The sequence below is a fragment of the Rosenbergiella collisarenosi genome (assembly GCF_018494085.1).
Lineage (GTDB): Bacteria > Pseudomonadota > Gammaproteobacteria > Enterobacterales > Enterobacteriaceae > Rosenbergiella > Rosenbergiella collisarenosi.
In genome coordinates, this window is the sequence record NZ_JABBFP010000001.1 from 325,220 (window position 1) to 341,052 (window position 15,833).

General features: G+C 49.0%; 17 protein-coding genes. 14 read left to right on the plus strand and 3 right to left on the minus strand.

All coding sequences use genetic code 11. From position 1 onward, the window contains the following. The first annotated feature begins 11 nt into the window (after positions 1 to 11). The 9 genes from hflX to HGT70_RS01495 all read left to right on the plus strand — a co-directional run bounded on the left by hflX (position 12) and on the right by HGT70_RS01495 (position 10,787). Positions 12 to 1,295: a ribosome rescue GTPase HflX gene (gene hflX / locus HGT70_RS01455; RefSeq protein WP_214194706.1), complete on the plus strand. Its 1,284-nt coding sequence runs from the start codon at positions 12 to 14 to the stop codon at positions 1,293 to 1,295. Positions 1,296 to 1,358: 63 nt separating this feature from the next. Next, a complete protein-coding gene (gene hflK, locus HGT70_RS01460) occupies positions 1,359 to 2,507 on the plus strand; it encodes an FtsH protease activity modulator HflK (RefSeq protein ID WP_214194707.1) in 1,149 nt (382 codons plus the stop codon). Next, entirely contained in the window at positions 2,500 to 3,462 is a 963-nt protein-coding gene (gene hflC, locus HGT70_RS01465; protein WP_214194708.1) for a protease modulator HflC, read from the plus strand. The genes hflK and hflC overlap by 8 nt, the downstream gene beginning before the upstream one ends. A 77-nt stretch (positions 3,463 to 3,539) precedes the next feature. After that, positions 3,540 to 3,728, plus strand: a complete 189-nt coding sequence (locus HGT70_RS01470; protein WP_071433912.1) for a DUF2065 domain-containing protein — start codon at positions 3,540 to 3,542, stop codon at positions 3,726 to 3,728. Positions 3,729 to 3,873: 145 nt separating this feature from the next. Further along, the gene (locus HGT70_RS01475) at positions 3,874 to 5,172 is read left to right on the plus strand and encodes an adenylosuccinate synthase (RefSeq protein ID WP_214194709.1); all 1,299 of its coding nucleotides are present in this window, start codon (positions 3,874 to 3,876) and stop codon (positions 5,170 to 5,172) included. A gap of 177 nt (positions 5,173 to 5,349) precedes the next feature. Beyond that, on the plus strand, positions 5,350 to 5,787 hold the full coding sequence (gene nsrR, locus HGT70_RS01480) for a nitric oxide-sensing transcriptional repressor NsrR (RefSeq protein WP_071433914.1): 438 nt from the start codon (positions 5,350 to 5,352) through the stop codon (positions 5,785 to 5,787). 17 nt (positions 5,788 to 5,804) lie between these two features. Next, on the plus strand, positions 5,805 to 8,249 hold the full coding sequence (gene rnr, locus HGT70_RS01485) for a ribonuclease R (protein ID WP_214194710.1): 2,445 nt from the start codon (positions 5,805 to 5,807) through the stop codon (positions 8,247 to 8,249). Between the two features lie 66 nt (positions 8,250 to 8,315). After that, positions 8,316 to 9,047, plus strand: coding sequence for a 23S rRNA (guanosine(2251)-2'-O)-methyltransferase RlmB (gene rlmB / locus HGT70_RS01490; RefSeq protein WP_214194711.1), 732 nt, complete (start codon positions 8,316 to 8,318; stop codon positions 9,045 to 9,047). A gap of 327 nt (positions 9,048 to 9,374) precedes the next feature. Beyond that, the gene (locus tag HGT70_RS01495; protein ID WP_071433921.1) at positions 9,375 to 10,787 is read left to right on the plus strand and encodes a putrescine aminotransferase; all 1,413 of its coding nucleotides are present in this window, start codon (positions 9,375 to 9,377) and stop codon (positions 10,785 to 10,787) included. Between the two features lie 37 nt (positions 10,788 to 10,824). On the opposite strand, the gene HGT70_RS01500 is transcribed toward HGT70_RS01495, so the two are convergent. Both HGT70_RS01500 and HGT70_RS01505 read right to left on the minus strand, forming a co-directional pair. Next, on the minus strand, positions 10,825 to 12,150 hold the full coding sequence (locus HGT70_RS01500; protein WP_214194712.1) for an APC family permease: 1,326 nt from the start codon (positions 12,148 to 12,150) through the stop codon (positions 10,825 to 10,827). A 235-nt stretch (positions 12,151 to 12,385) separates the two neighbouring features. Continuing rightward, the gene (locus tag HGT70_RS01505) at positions 12,386 to 12,832 is read right to left on the minus strand and encodes an Ivy family c-type lysozyme inhibitor (protein WP_214194713.1); all 447 of its coding nucleotides are present in this window, start codon (positions 12,830 to 12,832) and stop codon (positions 12,386 to 12,388) included. 219 nt (positions 12,833 to 13,051) lie between these two features. On the opposite strand from HGT70_RS01505, the gene rpsF reads away from it, so the two are divergent. Genes rpsF through rplI form a run of 4 tightly spaced genes read left to right on the plus strand, consistent with a single transcriptional unit; the run spans position 13,052 to position 14,492 of the window. Next, positions 13,052 to 13,447 carry a 30S ribosomal protein S6 gene (gene rpsF, locus HGT70_RS01510; protein WP_048912783.1) on the plus strand — a complete coding sequence of 132 codons (396 nt, stop codon included), beginning with the start codon at positions 13,052 to 13,054 and terminating at the stop codon, positions 13,445 to 13,447. 9 nt (positions 13,448 to 13,456) lie between these two features. Further along, positions 13,457 to 13,771 carry a primosomal replication protein N gene (priB, locus tag HGT70_RS01515; RefSeq protein ID WP_241569353.1) on the plus strand — a complete coding sequence of 105 codons (315 nt, stop codon included), beginning with the start codon at positions 13,457 to 13,459 and terminating at the stop codon, positions 13,769 to 13,771. Between the two features lie 4 nt (positions 13,772 to 13,775). Beyond that, entirely contained in the window at positions 13,776 to 14,003 is a 228-nt protein-coding gene (gene rpsR / locus HGT70_RS01520) for a 30S ribosomal protein S18 (RefSeq protein ID WP_000135199.1), read from the plus strand. Between the two features lie 39 nt (positions 14,004 to 14,042). Continuing rightward, positions 14,043 to 14,492: a 50S ribosomal protein L9 gene (gene rplI, locus HGT70_RS01525; protein WP_071433928.1), complete on the plus strand. Its 450-nt coding sequence runs from the start codon at positions 14,043 to 14,045 to the stop codon at positions 14,490 to 14,492. A gap of 48 nt (positions 14,493 to 14,540) precedes the next feature. Here the strand turns inward: rplI and HGT70_RS01530 are convergent, their stop codons facing one another. After that, positions 14,541 to 15,038 (minus strand): LysM-like peptidoglycan-binding domain-containing protein, encoded by a 498-nt coding sequence (locus HGT70_RS01530; protein WP_157725222.1) that lies wholly within the window; start codon positions 15,036 to 15,038, stop codon positions 14,541 to 14,543. A 157-nt stretch (positions 15,039 to 15,195) separates the two neighbouring features. Here HGT70_RS01530 and bamJ point away from each other — a divergent pair, with 157 nt between their 5' ends. Next, the gene (bamJ, locus tag HGT70_RS01535; RefSeq protein WP_071433933.1) at positions 15,196 to 15,816 is read left to right on the plus strand and encodes a BamJ family beta-barrel-assembly machinery protein; all 621 of its coding nucleotides are present in this window, start codon (positions 15,196 to 15,198) and stop codon (positions 15,814 to 15,816) included. Positions 15,817 to 15,833: the final 17 nt, after the last annotated feature.

Consider the following 15,833-nt stretch of genomic DNA (forward strand, 5'->3'; position numbering starts at 1 on the left):
GAGGTTATCGCTTGTTTGAGCGTTATGATGCCGGCGAACAGGCCGTTTTAGTTCATATCTGGTTTTCACAAGATAAAGAAAGCGAAGATTTACAAGAGTTTGAGACTCTCGTCTCTTCGGCTGGGGTTGAAGCCCTGCAAGTCGTTACGGGAAGCCGCAAATCCCCCCACCCTAAATATTTCGTTGGCGAAGGTAAAGCGGAAGAGATTGCTGAGGCGGTGAAAGCTACCGGTGCCAGCGTCGTCATCTTCGACCATGCCTTGAGCCCAGCTCAAGAACGAAACTTAGAAAAATTGTGTGAGTGTCGAGTTATCGACCGCACCGGTCTTATATTAGATATTTTTGCACAGCGTGCCCGTACGCACGAAGGTAAATTACAGGTCGAATTAGCCCAGTTGCGCCACTTGGCCACTCGGCTCGTACGAGGCTGGACCCACCTAGAACGTCAAAAGGGCGGGATTGGTTTACGCGGACCGGGCGAAACGCAACTTGAGACCGATAGGCGCCTACTAAGAAACCGTATCACGCTGATACTTTCGCGACTGCAGCGAGTAGAAAAACAGCGGGAGCAAGGGCGGCAAGCACGCGCTAAAGCGGATATTCCTACTGTATCGCTGGTCGGTTACACCAACGCCGGTAAATCGACGTTATTCAATAGCGTCACCTCAGCCGATGTCTATGCGGCAGATCAACTTTTCGCAACACTCGACCCGACGTTGCGTCGTTTGAGCGTTGTTGATGTCGGTGAGGTGGTCTTAGCGGATACCGTTGGGTTCATTCGACATTTACCCCATGACTTGGTGGCAGCGTTTAAAGCGACATTACAAGAAACTCGCGAGGCGACGCTCCTCTTACATGTTATCGATGCGGCCGATCTTCGGGTGAATGAAAATATCGATGCCGTTGATGAAGTTCTCGCGGAAATCGAGGCGGATGAGATCCCTACTCTGCATATCATGAATAAGATTGATCAGCTTGAGGGTTTCGAACCGCGTATCGATCGTAATGAAGAGGGTGTTCCCATAAGAGTATGGCTCTCTGCACAAAGTGAGCTAGGTCTGCCGTTACTCTGGCAGGCGCTGTCGGAACGCCTCTCCGGGGAAATTGCTCAACATACGCTGACGCTGCCCCCTGAAGCAGGTCGTTTACGGAGTCGTTTTTATCAGCTTGATGCCATCACGGAAGAATGGAATCAGGATGATGGCTCTATCGGTTTACAGGTTCGTTTGCCGATTGTTGAATGGTACCGCTTAGCCAAACATTATCCGGATCTGGCAAGCTATGTTGTCAAATAGATAGATAATCAGTTTTCGGCCCCTAGCTTGGGGCCGCCACAATGTCACTAAACGGAGATTAGTATGATGTGGAAACACCCGGGTAACTTGGAAACCCTTTTTCGCGCTACACCCCAAAATAACGGCGTTGATTCACGACACGCTAACTTACAGCACGGTCCACCAGACCTCGATAAGCTCATTCGTGGCTACATCGGTAAGTGGTTTTCACTCTCAAGACGGCGCTTACGACATTCGCCATCGTCAACACCTCCACCTTTTCGCTTAGCTCTATTACCTGCTGGGATCGTCCTGTCGGGCTTATGGGCTGTGGCGGGCTTTTATACGATTGGAGAAGCAGAACGTGGAGTGGTAACGCGCTTAGGCAAGTACAGCCATCTCGTCGATCCTGGGCTAAACTGGCGTCCTCTCTTTATCGACCATGTTACCGCTGTCAACGTTGCGTCGGTTAAAGAGCTTGCCACCACGGGGAGTATGCTGACTGCCGATGAGAACGTCGTACGGGTAGAAATGAACGTTCAGTATCGTGTTGTGGATCCTGAGCGCTATCTCTACGCTGTGATGAATGCGGAAGATAGCTTACGCCAAGCAACTGATAGCGCGCTACGTGGCGTCATTGGTCGCTCAACGATGGATCGCGTGCTCACTGAAGGGCGTACTCTTGTGCGTAGTGAGACGCAGCGCGAAATTGAACAGACAGTACTCCCCTACCAGATGGGACTTGCGGTATTGGACGTTAACTTCCAAGCCGCACGGCCTCCCGAGGAGGTTAAGGCAGCCTTTGATGATGCGATTGCCGCCCGTGAAAACCGAGAGCAGTACGTCCGCGAGGCTGAGGCTTATGCGAATGAAGTACAGCCTAAGGCGAACGGACAAGCGCAACGTATACTCGAGGATGCACGCGCCTACAAAGCGAGAACGGTATTGGAGGCGGAGGGAGAAACCGCCCGGTTTACGAAGATTTTACCGGAATATCGCGCCGCACCTGCCGTAACTAAACAGCGACTTTACCTCGAAACAATGGAGAGGATCCTCGCCCACACTCCAAAAGTTCTCACCGGGCAGCAAGGAAATACGGTGAGCTTACTGCCTTTGGAGCAACTACTAAAGCGTCATGAAAAACCCCTATCACTGTTGAATCCTGACGGAAGTGGAGGCAACTCGCGATCTCTCGATCATTTCTCACGCCAAGGAGGGCGGGATAATGGGTAAAGTCTTGCTGGCAGCATGTCTGACCGGATTAATTTTATTAGGTAATGCTTGGTTTATTATTCCTGAAGGGGGCAGGGGGATCGTCGTTCGTTTCGGTAAAGTCTTACGCGATGAGCACAATACACCTGTAGTCTACAGCCCGGGTATCCATGCTAAATTGCCGTTAGTCTCAACGGTTAAAGTGCTCGATGCGCGGATCCAAACTCTCGATAATCAAGCGGATAGGTTCGTCACTAAGGAGAAAAAAGACCTCATCGTCGATTCTTATATTAAATGGCGAATCAGCGACTTTAGCCGCTATTACCTTGCGACAGGTGGCGGCGAGCTTTCTCGCGCGGAACTCCTTCTAAAACGTAAGTTCAGCGATCGCCTGCGATCAGAGATAGGTCGCCTCAATGTTAAAGATATTGTGACCGATTCGCGGGGACGCTTGACCACCGATGTTCGCGATACGCTTAATAAGGGAAGCGCCGGTACGCTGCAAGATGACCCCGAAATGCCCCAGACCAATCCCCTTTCCCCTGCCGATAGTTTAGGAGGCCTACACGTTAACAGTATGGCAGCGTTGGGGATTGATGTTGTGGACGTTCGTATCAAGCAGATTAACCTGCCTACCGAAGTCTCTGAGGCAATCTTTAATCGGATGCGAGCAGAACGCGAATCCGTTGCCAGGAGTCAGCGATCGCAAGGTAAAGAAGAAGCGGAGAAATTACGCGCTCAGGCCGATTATGGTGTGACGAAAACACTCTCTGAGGCGCAGAAACAAGCGTTGATACTTCGTGGGGAAGGGGATGCCGAAGCGGCGAATATTTTTGCGACGACCTATACACAAGACCCACAGTTCTTTGCTTTTTTACGATCGCTTTCTGCCTATGAGAAAAGCTTTCAACCCGGCAACTCATTACTTTTTCTGGATCCTAATAGTGAGTTCTTACGGTTTATGAAAACACCTTAGTACTGTATTTATGTACAATTCCTAGTAGACTACTCGGGTCGGTGATAGTACCGACCCTTTTTTACTAAGGAATCCTTATGAGCTCAGTGATATGGACGGCCGTTTCATTATTATTAATCATCGAAGGACTGGGGCCCTTGTTATTACCTAAAACCTGGAAAAAAGGACTACTGACTCTGATCAGTTCGCCGGAAAAGTTATTGCGTCGCTTTGGCGGAGCCTTCGTTGTAGCAGGGGTAGTGATATTTTATATGATAAATAGATGATCTATCCAAATATAAAACTAGTTAATCAATTTTTGTAGTTAAAAAATCGATCATAATAAAAAAGCGAATTTCGGCTATTAAAAATGCTGAAACCGACAAAAGCTGGTGGTAGAATCCATTTTTAAGCAATCAATGGTTTTAGAAAATGGGTAATAATGTTGTCGTACTTGGCACCCAATGGGGTGACGAAGGCAAAGGTAAGATTGTAGATTTGCTGACTGAGCGCGCAAAATATGTCGTTCGCTATCAAGGCGGACACAATGCTGGTCATACGCTCGTCATCAACGGTGAAAAAACCGTTCTTCACTTAATTCCTTCAGGTATCCTACGTGATAATGTTACCAGCATCATCGGTAATGGCGTCGTTCTTTCTCCAGAAGCTCTGATGAAAGAGATGAAAGGCCTGGAAGATCGTGGTGTCCCAGTACGCGAACGTCTGCTTATTTCTGAAGCCTGCCCATTAATCCTGCAATACCACGTTGCGATGGACGTTGCGCGCGAAAAAGCGCGTGGCGCTAAGGCGATCGGCACAACGGGGCGTGGTATTGGTCCCGCTTATGAAGATAAAGTCGCGCGCCGCGGCCTGCGCGTCGGTGATCTTTTCGATAAGGAAACCTTTGCGGTTAAGCTGAAGGAAATTGTTGAGTACTATAACTTCCAGCTCGTCCATTACTACAAAGAGCCCGCGGTTGATTTCGATACCATCTTAAATGAGACCCTCGCGGTAGCCGATATCTTAACCTCAATGGTCGTAGATGTTTCTGACTTACTCGATAAAGCCCGTATTCGCGGTGACTTTATGATGTTTGAAGGCGCCCAAGGTACTTTGTTAGACATTGACCACGGCACCTATCCGTATGTCACGTCTTCCAATACCACTGCTGGCGGCGTTGCGACAGGTTGTGGTCTCGGCCCACGTTACGTCGATTATGTGTTAGGGATCGTCAAGGCTTACTCGACTCGCGTCGGAGCAGGTCCTTTCCCAACAGAGCTGTTTGATGATATCGGTGAGTTTCTCGGTAAGAAAGGGAACGAATTCGGTGCGACAACTGGACGTCGTCGTCGTACAGGATGGTTAGATATTGTCGCCGTGCGTCGCGCGGTGCAAATTAACTCATTATCAGGTTTTTGCTTAACCAAGCTTGACGTCTTAGATGGCCTAAAAGAAGTTAAAATCTGCGTTGGCTACCGTCTACCTAATGGTAAAGAAGTTGATACCACGCCACTGGCAGCAGAGAATTGGGAAGGCTTGACCCCTATTTATGAAACGCTACCAGGTTGGGATGATAACACCTTCGGGGTTCAAACTCGCGATGGCCTGCCACAAGCTGCACTGAACTATATCCAGCGTATTGAAGAGCTAACAGGGATCCCAGTGGATATCATCTCCACAGGTCCTGATCGTAGCGAAACGATGATCCTAAGAGATCCGTTTGATAGCTAGTATTATAAGAATGGCCGATAAAACATCGGCCATTGTCTTACCTTCTCGCCTAACTAAATCTTCTCTGCCGTGCTCCCTGAGTCTTGACCTACAATCAAAAGGCCCGCACTATCGATATTGGTTTATAATTCAGTCAAGCCATTTAACGTTCCGCCCAGAATATTTATTGAGGCTGATGTGCAACTGACCAGTTTTACTGACTATGGACTCCGTGCATTAATATTTATGGCAAGCCTGCCTGCGGATAAGATGACCACTATCACCGAGGTAAGCGAGCTGTATGCGGTCTCTCGCCACCACATGGTTAAAATAGTTCATAAGTTGAGCCAAGAAGCCTTCATTAAATCGAGTCGGGGAAAGCAGGGGGGAATTCGCCTTGCTCGGCCAGCTGACCGTATCAATATTGGAGATGTTGTCCGCCGTCTGGAACCTCTTCAGCTTGTCGATTGCGACCACTGCTTAATTACACCGTCCTGTCATCTGAAAAGGATACTTTCACAAGCGATGAAGGAATTTCTCGCGGAGTTAGACAAATATACGCTGGCGGACATCGCCGATGACAGGAATTTAAAACGGATTTTCAATGCTGAAATTTCCGTCGAGAACTTATTTTAAAGACATTGGAGGACCCTATGTCACAAGATCCCTTTTTACAACGGGAAACGGAAAAGTATGAAAATCCGATCCCGAGTCGCGAGTTTATCCTCGCCCATTTAGAAAAACGAGAAACACCTGCGCGCCGCGATGAAATTGCCGCAGAGCTTAATATAACCAGCGAAGAGCATCTCGAAGCGTTGCGTCGCCGCTTAAGAGCGATGGAGCGCGACGGACAGCTCGTGTTTACTCGCCGTCAATGCTATGTGCTTCCTGAGCGCTTAGATTTAATTAAGGGTAAAGTCATCGGTCATCGCGATGGGTATGGCTTCCTACGTGCCGATGGACATAAGGATGACTATTACCTATCAGCGGAGCAGATGAAACTCTGCTTGCATGGCGATATCATTTTAGCTCAGCAAATGGGTGCCGATCGTAAAGGCCGTCGCGAAGCACGTATGGTCAGAGTCGTTGAGCCACGAAATCCACAAATTGTTGGGCGCTACTTTACTGATGCAGGGGCTGGATTTGTCGTTCCCGACGATAGCCGGCTGAGTTTCGATATACTCATTGAGTCCGATCCCGCACTGCAAGCGCGTATGGGGGCTGTCGTCGTCGTTACCCTCGAAAAAAGACCTACCCGCAGAATGAAAGCGATCGGCAAAATCACCGAGATTCTCGGGGATGAAATGGGTACTAGCCTAGCGGTAGATATGGCACTGCGTACCCATGAAATTCCCAACGAATGGCCGAGCGAGGTTGAGGCTGAAATCGCACACCTCAGCGAAGAGGTCCCTGAAAGTGCAAAACAGGGACGGGTCGATTTACGGCAACTACCACTGGTCACTATCGATGGTGAAGATGCCCGTGACTTTGATGATGCGGTCTACTGCGAGAAGAAGCGTGGAGGAGGATGGCGCCTCTGGGTCGCTATTGCTGACGTGACCTACTATGTCCGTCCTGGCACTGCGCTGGATCATGAAGCGGAAAAACGCGGTACGTCCGTCTATTTCCCAACGCAGGTCGTGCCGATGCTACCGGAAGTGCTGTCGAACGGTCTATGCTCGTTGAATCCGCAAGTTGACCGTCTCTGTTTAGTCTGCGAGATGACGATATCAGCACGAGGAAAACTGACCGGTTATAAGCACTATGAAGCCGTGATGAACTCCCATGCGCGACTGACCTATAACAAAGTATGGTCAATTCTTGAGGGCGATGAAGCACTACGTGAACAGTATGCGCCGCGCGTCAATGACCTCGAAGAACTGTATGCCATGTATCAGGTATTAGAGACCGCACGCAGTCAACGTGGAGGGATCTCTTTTGAAACGGAAGAACCGAAGTTCATCTTTAATGCTGAACGTCGGATAGAGCGGGTTGAGCGGCTGCGTCGTAATCCGGCACATAAGCTTATCGAAGAGTGTATGATCTTGGCTAATATTGCTTCAGCGCGTTTTGCTGAGAAATACGAAGAGCCAGTACTGTTCCGTGATCATGACAGACCTACCGACGAAAGCATTAAGAGTTTCCGCAAAGTTCTTGGCGAGCTCGGACTAACGCTGACTGGCGGCAATAAACCGACGCCGCTCGACTATGCTACGTTATTGGCGGCAGTGGCTGAGCGCCCCGACGCAGAGATGCTACAAACGATGCTGTTGCGCTCGATGAAACAGGCGATCTATGACCCAGAAAACCGCGGTCACTTTGGTCTGGCATTGACCTCCTATGCGCACTTCACCTCGCCGATCCGCCGTTATCCGGATTTACTGCTACACCGTTCACTCAAGTACCTTATCGCGAAAGAGGAGGGTCAGCAGGTTAATACCGTGACTCCAGGTGGCGGCTGTCATTATGATATGCAGCAAATGTTGCAATTGGGCCAACACTGTTCATTGACCGAGCGTCGTGCCGACGAAGCGACGCGCGATGTTGCCGACTGGCTAAAGTGTGACTTTATGCAAGACCAAGTCGGTAATACCTTTAGCGGTATTATCTCAAGTGTCACCAATTTCGGTTTCTTCGTGCGACTTGCTGACCTGTTTATCGACGGCTTAGTACATGTTTCAACACTGGACAATGACTACTATCGTTACGACCAAATTGGGCAACGCTTAACGGGCGAAGCCAGTGGTCAAGTATTCCGTTTAGGCGACACCGTTGAAGTACGGGTTGATGCAGTACATATGGATGAGCGCAAGATCGATTTCGCCTTAGTCGCAAGCCAACGTAAGCCGCGCGGCGAAGGTAAAACCGAGAAAGATCGAGCGAAGAAAAGTGCCTCTGGTGCTGTGAAAAAACGTCGGAATGCGGCGAAGAAAGTCAATTTCGAGCCGGATAGTGCCTTTCGAGGGACGAAGAAGAAAGAAACCACGAGTACGGTGACACCAGCGACTAAGAAACCTAAAAAAGTCTCTGAGAAAACCCGTAAGATTGCGGAGGCGACAAAAGCTAAGCGCGCCGCTAAGAAAAATCGCTCAGAATAAGAGCAAGTAGAATCTGCTGGTAACTTACTGTTGCCAGCCCTCTCAAGGTAATTGATAGAATAAACTATGAGTGAAAAAATTTTTGGTATTCATGCGGTCCAATCTCTGCTGGAACGTCAACCCGAGCGCTTTCAACAGGTGTTTATATTAAAAGGGCGTGACGATCGCCGTTTACAACCGCTGATCCAAGGCCTTGAGTCCCAAGGTGTTATTATACAAGTCGCGACTCGACAATGGTTAGATGAGGCGGCAGAAGGTGCTGTTCACCAAGGGATTTTGGCATTAGTAAAACCAGGTCGCCACTATCAGGAGGGTGACCTAACCGATCTTCTTGAGAAGCTCGATAAGCCATTGCTGCTTATCCTCGATGGCGTCACTGATCCGCATAATCTTGGTGCATGCTTACGGAGTGCGGATGCAGCAGGCGTTGCGGCAGTGATCGTACCCAAAGATCGCTCTGCGGCGTTAAATGCAACGGCTAAGAAAGTTGCGTGTGGTGCAGCAGAAACAGTACCGCTTATCCGTGTAACGAACTTGGCGAGAACAATGCGCCTGTTGCAAGAATACAATATCTGGATCGTTGGGACGGCGGGCGAAGCGGACCATACGTTATATCAGAGTAAAATGACTGGCGGAATGGCGCTTGTAATGGGTGCTGAAGGCGAAGGAATGCGTCGCCTGACTCGCGAACATTGCGATGAGCTGATCAGTATTCCGATGGCAGGTTCAGTCTCTTCGCTCAACGTCTCTGTTGCCACAGGGATCTGTTTATTTGAAGCGGTTCGCCAGCGGCAATAAATAACGTTAAGCATCTTCTAGTTTTGGAAGGTGCTTATTAACGAACGACGTTATTTTTTAATATGCTCGCACCTAGGGGGATAAAGCTGCGTGATCTCCCCCTTTTGCTTTACATCTATCGATACTTCATTCTTCTTCCTGCTTAAGAATGAAGATTACTTATAAGTAAGGCTCTGTCATATACCAAGTAATCCCGCTTTTTGTCGTGGGTAAGTCGGTATTCTGATAAATTATTCTACAGATTTTGTGAGCAGTGTTAGAACTTTCTGGAACAAATTATGCATAACTATATGTGCACTCTGTGGTGCCACTTTCTAGGAGCATATTTTGAACCTCACACACAAATCCTTAACCCCGCTAGAGTCGACTCAGCAGGCCTTAGATTTTATCCAAAGTGACACCCTTTCGTCGGAACAGCTCGCACTCCTCAATCAACTCACCGTCGACGGCTTTCGTCAGCATATTAACCCTGGTTTCCTTGAGTATCGAAAATCCGTTACCTCGGGCGGCGGCTACGCTGCAGTAGAATGGCGCGCGACCAGTCTGAATACGTTGGCTGATACACGAGGCAATGAATACATCGATTGCTTAGGCGGTTACGGCATTTTTAGTGTCGGTCACTGCAACCCTACCGTGGTTAATGCGGTTGAGCATCAACTTCATAAACAGCCGCTACATAGTCAAGAGCTACTCGATCCCTTACGGGCGCTGTTGGCGCAGAGTTTGGCCGGGCTAGCGCCAGGTGAATTGGATTATTGTTTCTTTGGTAATAGCGGTACCGAGTCTGTGGAAGCAGCACTGAAATTAGCCAAAGTATATCAAGCCCCTAAGGGGAAATTCAGCTTCATCGCCGCTAACGGGGCTTTCCACGGAAAATCATTAGGTGCACTCTCGGCCACGGCTAAGCCGGTTTTCCGTGAGCCTTTTCAGCCGTTGGTCCCTGGATTCCATCATGTTGACTTTGGTGATATCGCAGCCATGCGTGCGATGGTCGCGGAATGTGCTGCGCGCGGTGAAGGGATTGCAGCGGTAATCCTTGAGCCGATACAGGGCGAAGGTGGGGTGATCCTGCCTCCTGACGACTATCTACCAGCAGTCCGTGCGCTCTGTGACGAAATAGGGGCGTTACTTATCTTGGATGAGGTCCAAACCGGCATGGGAAGAACAGGGAAAATGTTCGCCTGCGAACACTATGGCGTCGTACCGGATATCTTATGCCTAGCCAAAGCACTCGGTGGGGGCGTGATGCCAATTAGTGCAACGATCGCCAGCAAACGGATCTTTACGGTGCTTTTTGACAATCCCTTCCTGCACACGACCACTTTTGGCGGTAACCCAATGGCCTGCGCGGCGGCCTTGGCAACTATTAACGTACTGCTGCGTGATGATTTAGTACAACAGGCTGAGACCAAAGGCGACTACTTGCTCAAAGGGCTCGAAAAGTGCGCAAAACGCTATCCTCTGATTATTACTGAAGCTAGGGGCATGGGGTTCTTGCAGGCATTAGAATTTTGTGACAATGAAACGGGCTATACCTTTGCCAGCGAGATGTTCCGTCGTGGCATCTTGGTGGCTGGAACACTAAATAATGCGCGTACAGTGAGGATTGAACCGCCACTCACCTTGACCTTAGAGCAGTGCGATCAGGTTTTAGAGCAGGTGGAGAAAGTCCTTGAGCAAATATCGCTCTCCTCAGGGAAAGACGCCGCCACTCAAGCCTCTTCCTCACTCATCCACTAATCATTTATCCGCCTACCTTGAGTAGGCGGCTTTAGTGTTAATGACTAAATACTAGCTCTCTTTTTGTCCACCAATACCAAATAATCCAACCGATCCCTACAGCCGTCCAGACTAAGCCTAGTCTCATCGCATCTTGATCTAAGTTAAGCCACATGACACCTACACATAGGATACCCGCTAACGGAATGAGAAGGTGTGTAACCCAGTGCGTTAGGCATTTAAGCTGCCTTTGTTGAACCGCATAGTAGGCGATAACGGATACGTTAACCGAGGTGAATGCTACGAGTGCGCCAAAGCTAATGAGTGAAACGGCGGTATCTAAATTGAAAAATACGGCGCTCATCGCGAGTGCCCCGACGAATAGAACACAATAGAGTGGGCTACCTAATTGGGGATGGATATAGCGGAACTTAGCGATAGGAAATATTCCATCACGCCCCATGATGTGCAGCAATCGGGCCGCACTGGCGTGGGAGGCTAACCCTGAGGCGAAGGTGTTCACTAAGATCGCGACGAGGAAAACGGATTGGAAAAATTTACCGCCGACATAGAGAACAATCTCAGGCATGGCTTCCGTAGGGTTTTTGAATTCCATATTGGTCGGGAAGTAGAGCTGGGTAAACCATGCTGCCACGAAGAAGATCACTCCGCCAATTAGTGCCGTAAGCATTACCGCTCGAGGAATGGTCCGTTCAGGCTGGTGCGATTCGTCAGAAAGAGTCGTGACTGCATCAAAACCCAGAAAAGAAAAGCAGAGCACGGCCGCACCGGCGACCAATGGTAAGAACGTCTGCTCGCCGTTCCAGAGTGGTTTTAGGGTCCACACCGCATCATGTCCATGCTGATGGCCGACACCTTGGATCGCTAACCCTACGAAGACGGCCATTAACAATACCGGCGCGCCAACGAAAAGAAAATTTAAGTTGGCGAGTAACCGGATGTTACGGCTATTAACCCAGGTGACTAACCCGGTGAATAATACAATCCATAACCATGACGGCACTTGGGGAAAAAGAGAGCGAAGATAGATACCGGCGAGTAGGGCATTGATCATCGGCAATAGCATGTAATCGAGAAGAGAAGCCCACCCCACTAAAAACCCGACACGATTACCGCAAGTTTTACGGGCATACGTATAGGCTGATCCGGCTTTCGGGAAGACCTTAACCATTTTTCCGTAGCTAAAAGCGGTTAGTAATACCGCGAATAATGCTAGCAGGTAAGCTAATGGCACGCGGCCAGTTGTCATGCCCGACACGATACCAAAGGTATCGAACACTGTCATTGGGGTCATGTAGGCAATGCCGACAATTACCACCTGCCATAATCCTAAATTACGTTTATAGGTTACATCTTGAGTCATTCAACACCACCTGGGGCAAGATTGGGTAACTACTGTTTAAGCAATTTCTATGCCCAACTACCGGTGAATGCAGCTTAGAAATGATTTTCAGGTAGCTAAAATAGGCTTTTTTTTTACAGAGTAAAGTAGGGAGAGAGAATAAAAATATGCGATGAGGTAAAAGATGCCCTAATCGGCCGAGTAAGCAGTGGTGAGGGCAGTGATGGTTGCCCTCAGTAGAGAGGCGGAGCCTTACCTATTCGTGGTAATTGAAATCATTAGGATGATTAGCCAGGCTACCGCTAGTGGCTGCATAGAGAATAGTTTTGCCATCGATAGAGAGCGCGTCGCTGATATTAAGCCACTGCAGGGTCTCGCGATGGGATTTCTCGTTGTTCTGTAGATAGAGGCCGCTCATCTGCTTAAGCTTGGCGGAGTAAAGCACCGCGAACTGTTGGTTACCACAGTTATGTGGCTTACAGATGCTATAGACTTGATAGTCATCTCCTTTCACTGTCACTGTTTGGGCGGGCGACTCAACCCCACCGGTTCTAATCCAACTCGGCAACTGTTGGTGGCTCATCAACGCAGTCAGCGCTTTGCTACCTTCAGGGGTTTTTACTAAGTCACTAAAGGTAGTTTCCGCTGCAAATGCACCGGGGGCAGCCAATAGGGAAGCGATAATACCTAGTTGCTTAAACATAACTCCTCCTTTGATAATCGCTTTTAGTATAGACCCTCAGCTCGCGTCTTAGAAATAATCGTCACTGCCACGAAATAAGCGACGTATTGTCTTGTATTTAACCGCTAGTCTCAGTATTATTACGCGTCAAATTTTTCAGCCGCATTTTAAAACGTTCCTTGCTTCCATGGGCCGCGGTTGACCCTGACAGGAGGCTGAATAATCCGTAAGGAGCAACCGATGCGTCATTACGAAATCGTATTTATGGTTCATCCTGACCAGAGCGAACAGGTTCCTGGCATGATCGAGCGTTACACTGGTGCTATCACTGGTGCAGAAGGCAAGATCCACCGTCTGGAAGACTGGGGCCGCCGTCAGCTGGCTTACCCAATTAACAAATTGCATAAAGCACACTACGTTCTTCTGAACGTTGAAGCTCCGCAAGAAGTGATTGATGAGCTGGAAACAAACTTCCGCTTCAACGACGCCGTTATCCGCAGCATGGTCATGCGCGTTAAGCATGCGGTAACTGAAGCATCACCAATGGTTAAAGCAAAAGAAGAACGTCGTGATCGTCGTGATGATTTTGCTAATGAAGCCGCTGATGACTCAGATGCTGAGGATTCTGAAGAGTAATTCTTGATGGTGGCTAATCGTTTACGACTGTCTGGTCAGGTATGCACAGTGGTTGTAAGAAAAACTAGCCCCTCAGGAATCCCGCATTGTCAGTTCGTGCTAGAACACGAATCGATGCAGCGGGAAGCCGGTATTAACCGGCTAGCGGTATGTCGTATCCCTGTCATTATCAGTGGGCACGAACACCAGCTAATTACTCAACATATAACGGTCGGTAAGCAGCTTCTACTGGAAGGTTTCGTTCATAGCCACAAGGCGAAAACAGGCCAAAGTAGATTAGTACTGCATGCCGAGCAGATTGAATTGATAGATTCTGGAGACTAGCCAAATGGCACGTTATTTCCGTCGTCGCAAGTTCTGCCGTTTCACCGCGGAAGGCGTTCAAGAGATCGATTATAAAGATATCGCAACGCTAAAAAACTACATCACTGAAAGCGGTAAGATTGTACCAAGCCGTATTACCGGTACCCGTGCAAAATACCAGCGTCAGCTGGCCCGTGCTATCAAGCGCGCGCGTTACCTGTCTCTGTTACCGTACACTGATCGTCATCAGTAATCGGTAACTGTCCATCAACGACTTTAAGAGGATAAGGTAATGCAAGTTATTCTGCTTGATAAAGTAGCAAACCTGGGTAACCTAGGTGATCAGGTCAACGTTAAAGCGGGCTACGCTCGTAACTTCCTGGTACCACAAGGTAAAGCTGTCCCAGCAACTAAAAACAACATCGAGTTTTTCGAAACTCGTCGTGCTGAGTTAGAAGCTAAATTAGCGGATACTCTGGCTGCTGCAAATGCCCGTGCTGAGAAAATCAACGCACTGGGTACTGTTACCCTCGCAACTAAAGCGGGTGACGGCGGTAAACTGTTCGGTTCAATCGGTACTCGCGATATCGCTGATGCTGTGACCGCTGCAGGCGTTGCTGTTGCTAAAAGTGAAGTGCGTCTGCCAAATGGTGTTCTTCGCACCACTGGCGACCACGAAGTTGATTTCCAAGTTCATAGCGAAGTCTTCGCTAAACTGGTTATCAAAATCGCTGCTGAATAAGTTCAGAAGTGAAAAAATGCCGGCGAAAGCCGGCATTTTTGTTTCGACCTATTGTACCCGCAAGAAATGTCCATCAGCCTGTCTCACGAAAAGAACCTGACCTTGAGCATTTTCCAAGGTTAATCCGGTGATATGACTGCTAGACGTCATTCTTACCTTCACTGCTTGACCTGCACTAAGCGTCCCTAACGGTTGACCGCTCCCTTGGATAGCGGCCATTGCATACAGTGCTTCAGTATCTAGCCCCTCATCCCGAAAAAGTTGGGCGAGTGTTTCCCCCGCTGCGACGTGGTAAGTATGCCAAGTACCTTGCGTATCACTTTGTCCGCCTAACGTAGCAGGTGGATCGACGTGGCGTAAGGTGATATCCGGCTCTTGTGCTGGACCCGGGAGAAATAAGCCAATCAGGATAAGTATTGCTGCTACGGCCATTATCCGTAGGTGCCACACAGAGAAAGGGGCGAGTAGAGGCTGAAGTCGCGGACTTATCTCATGTGAAAAAATTTGCTTGCCTGTATCAAGCAAAGTAGAAATCCTCTCCTTCATCGCTGCCTCCTTTAGCATTGGCTGAGATTCAACCACTATTACTCCAACCATTGTTAATCTTTCTTAAGAAAAAGTCATTACTCAGCGGATCAATTTTACGAACAGTGTTCACGCTGCTATCCTTGCAGTTCAATTTATTTAGAGAAAAGGAACAGAAATGACGACTCTTTCTTTTGACAGTGTCGAAGCGCAAGCCAGTTATGGCATCGGCCTGCAAGTCGGACAGCAATTATTAGAATCAGGGTTACAAGGTCTTGAACCTGACGCTCTATTAGCTGGTCTGCGTGATGCGCTGGAAGGAAATTCGCCGGCTGTACCTATGGATGTTTTACATCGTGCATTACGTGAGATGCACGAGCGTGCAGACGCGGTACGTGATGAACGTACAAAAGAGATGGCGGCTGAAGGGGCAAAATACCTTGAGGAAAACCGTCAGCGTGAAGGCGTCAACAGTACCGAATCGGGCTTACAATTCCGCGTATTAACCCAAGGCGAAGGGGCTATCCCTTCTCGCCAGGACCGCGTGCGTGTTCATTACACCGGGAAACTGACCGACGGTACGGTTTTCGATAGCTCAGTCGCTCGTGGAGAGCCGGCAGAGTTTCCGGTCAGCGGTGTTATCGCCGGTTGGATCGAGGCACTGACCTTGATGCCTGTCGGATCGAAGTGGGAGTTGGTGATTCCACAACACCTTGCCTACGGTGAACGTGGCGCAGGCGCTTCGATTCCGCCATTCAGTACCCTAGTATTTGAAGTTGAGCTACTCGACATTCTCTAAGATAGAGACTTACGCTA

Excerpts from the sequence above, each read along its gene's own strand:
- rpsF (WP_048912783.1), top strand. The coding sequence starts at position 13,052 with ATGCGTCATTACGAAATCGTATTTATGGTTCATCCTGACCAGAGCGAA.
- HGT70_RS01505 (WP_214194713.1), bottom strand. The coding sequence starts at position 12,832 with ATGTTTAAGCAACTAGGTATTATCGCTTCCCTATTGGCTGCCCCCGGT.
- rpsR (WP_000135199.1), top strand. The coding sequence starts at position 13,776 with ATGGCACGTTATTTCCGTCGTCGCAAGTTCTGCCGTTTCACCGCGGAA.
- bamJ (WP_071433933.1), top strand. The coding sequence starts at position 15,196 with ATGACGACTCTTTCTTTTGACAGTGTCGAAGCGCAAGCCAGTTATGGC.
- HGT70_RS01470 (WP_071433912.1), top strand. The coding sequence starts at position 3,540 with ATGAGCTCAGTGATATGGACGGCCGTTTCATTATTATTAATCATCGAA.
- hflC (WP_214194708.1), top strand. The coding sequence starts at position 2,500 with ATGGGTAAAGTCTTGCTGGCAGCATGTCTGACCGGATTAATTTTATTA.
- hflK (WP_214194707.1), top strand. The coding sequence starts at position 1,359 with ATGATGTGGAAACACCCGGGTAACTTGGAAACCCTTTTTCGCGCTACA.
- HGT70_RS01500 (WP_214194712.1), bottom strand. The coding sequence starts at position 12,150 with ATGACTCAAGATGTAACCTATAAACGTAATTTAGGATTATGGCAGGTG.
- rnr (WP_214194710.1), top strand. The coding sequence starts at position 5,805 with ATGTCACAAGATCCCTTTTTACAACGGGAAACGGAAAAGTATGAAAAT.
- HGT70_RS01475 (WP_214194709.1), top strand. The coding sequence starts at position 3,874 with ATGGGTAATAATGTTGTCGTACTTGGCACCCAATGGGGTGACGAAGGC.
- rplI (WP_071433928.1), top strand. The coding sequence starts at position 14,043 with ATGCAAGTTATTCTGCTTGATAAAGTAGCAAACCTGGGTAACCTAGGT.
- rlmB (WP_214194711.1), top strand. The coding sequence starts at position 8,316 with ATGAGTGAAAAAATTTTTGGTATTCATGCGGTCCAATCTCTGCTGGAA.
- HGT70_RS01530 (WP_157725222.1), bottom strand. The coding sequence starts at position 15,038 with ATGAAGGAGAGGATTTCTACTTTGCTTGATACAGGCAAGCAAATTTTT.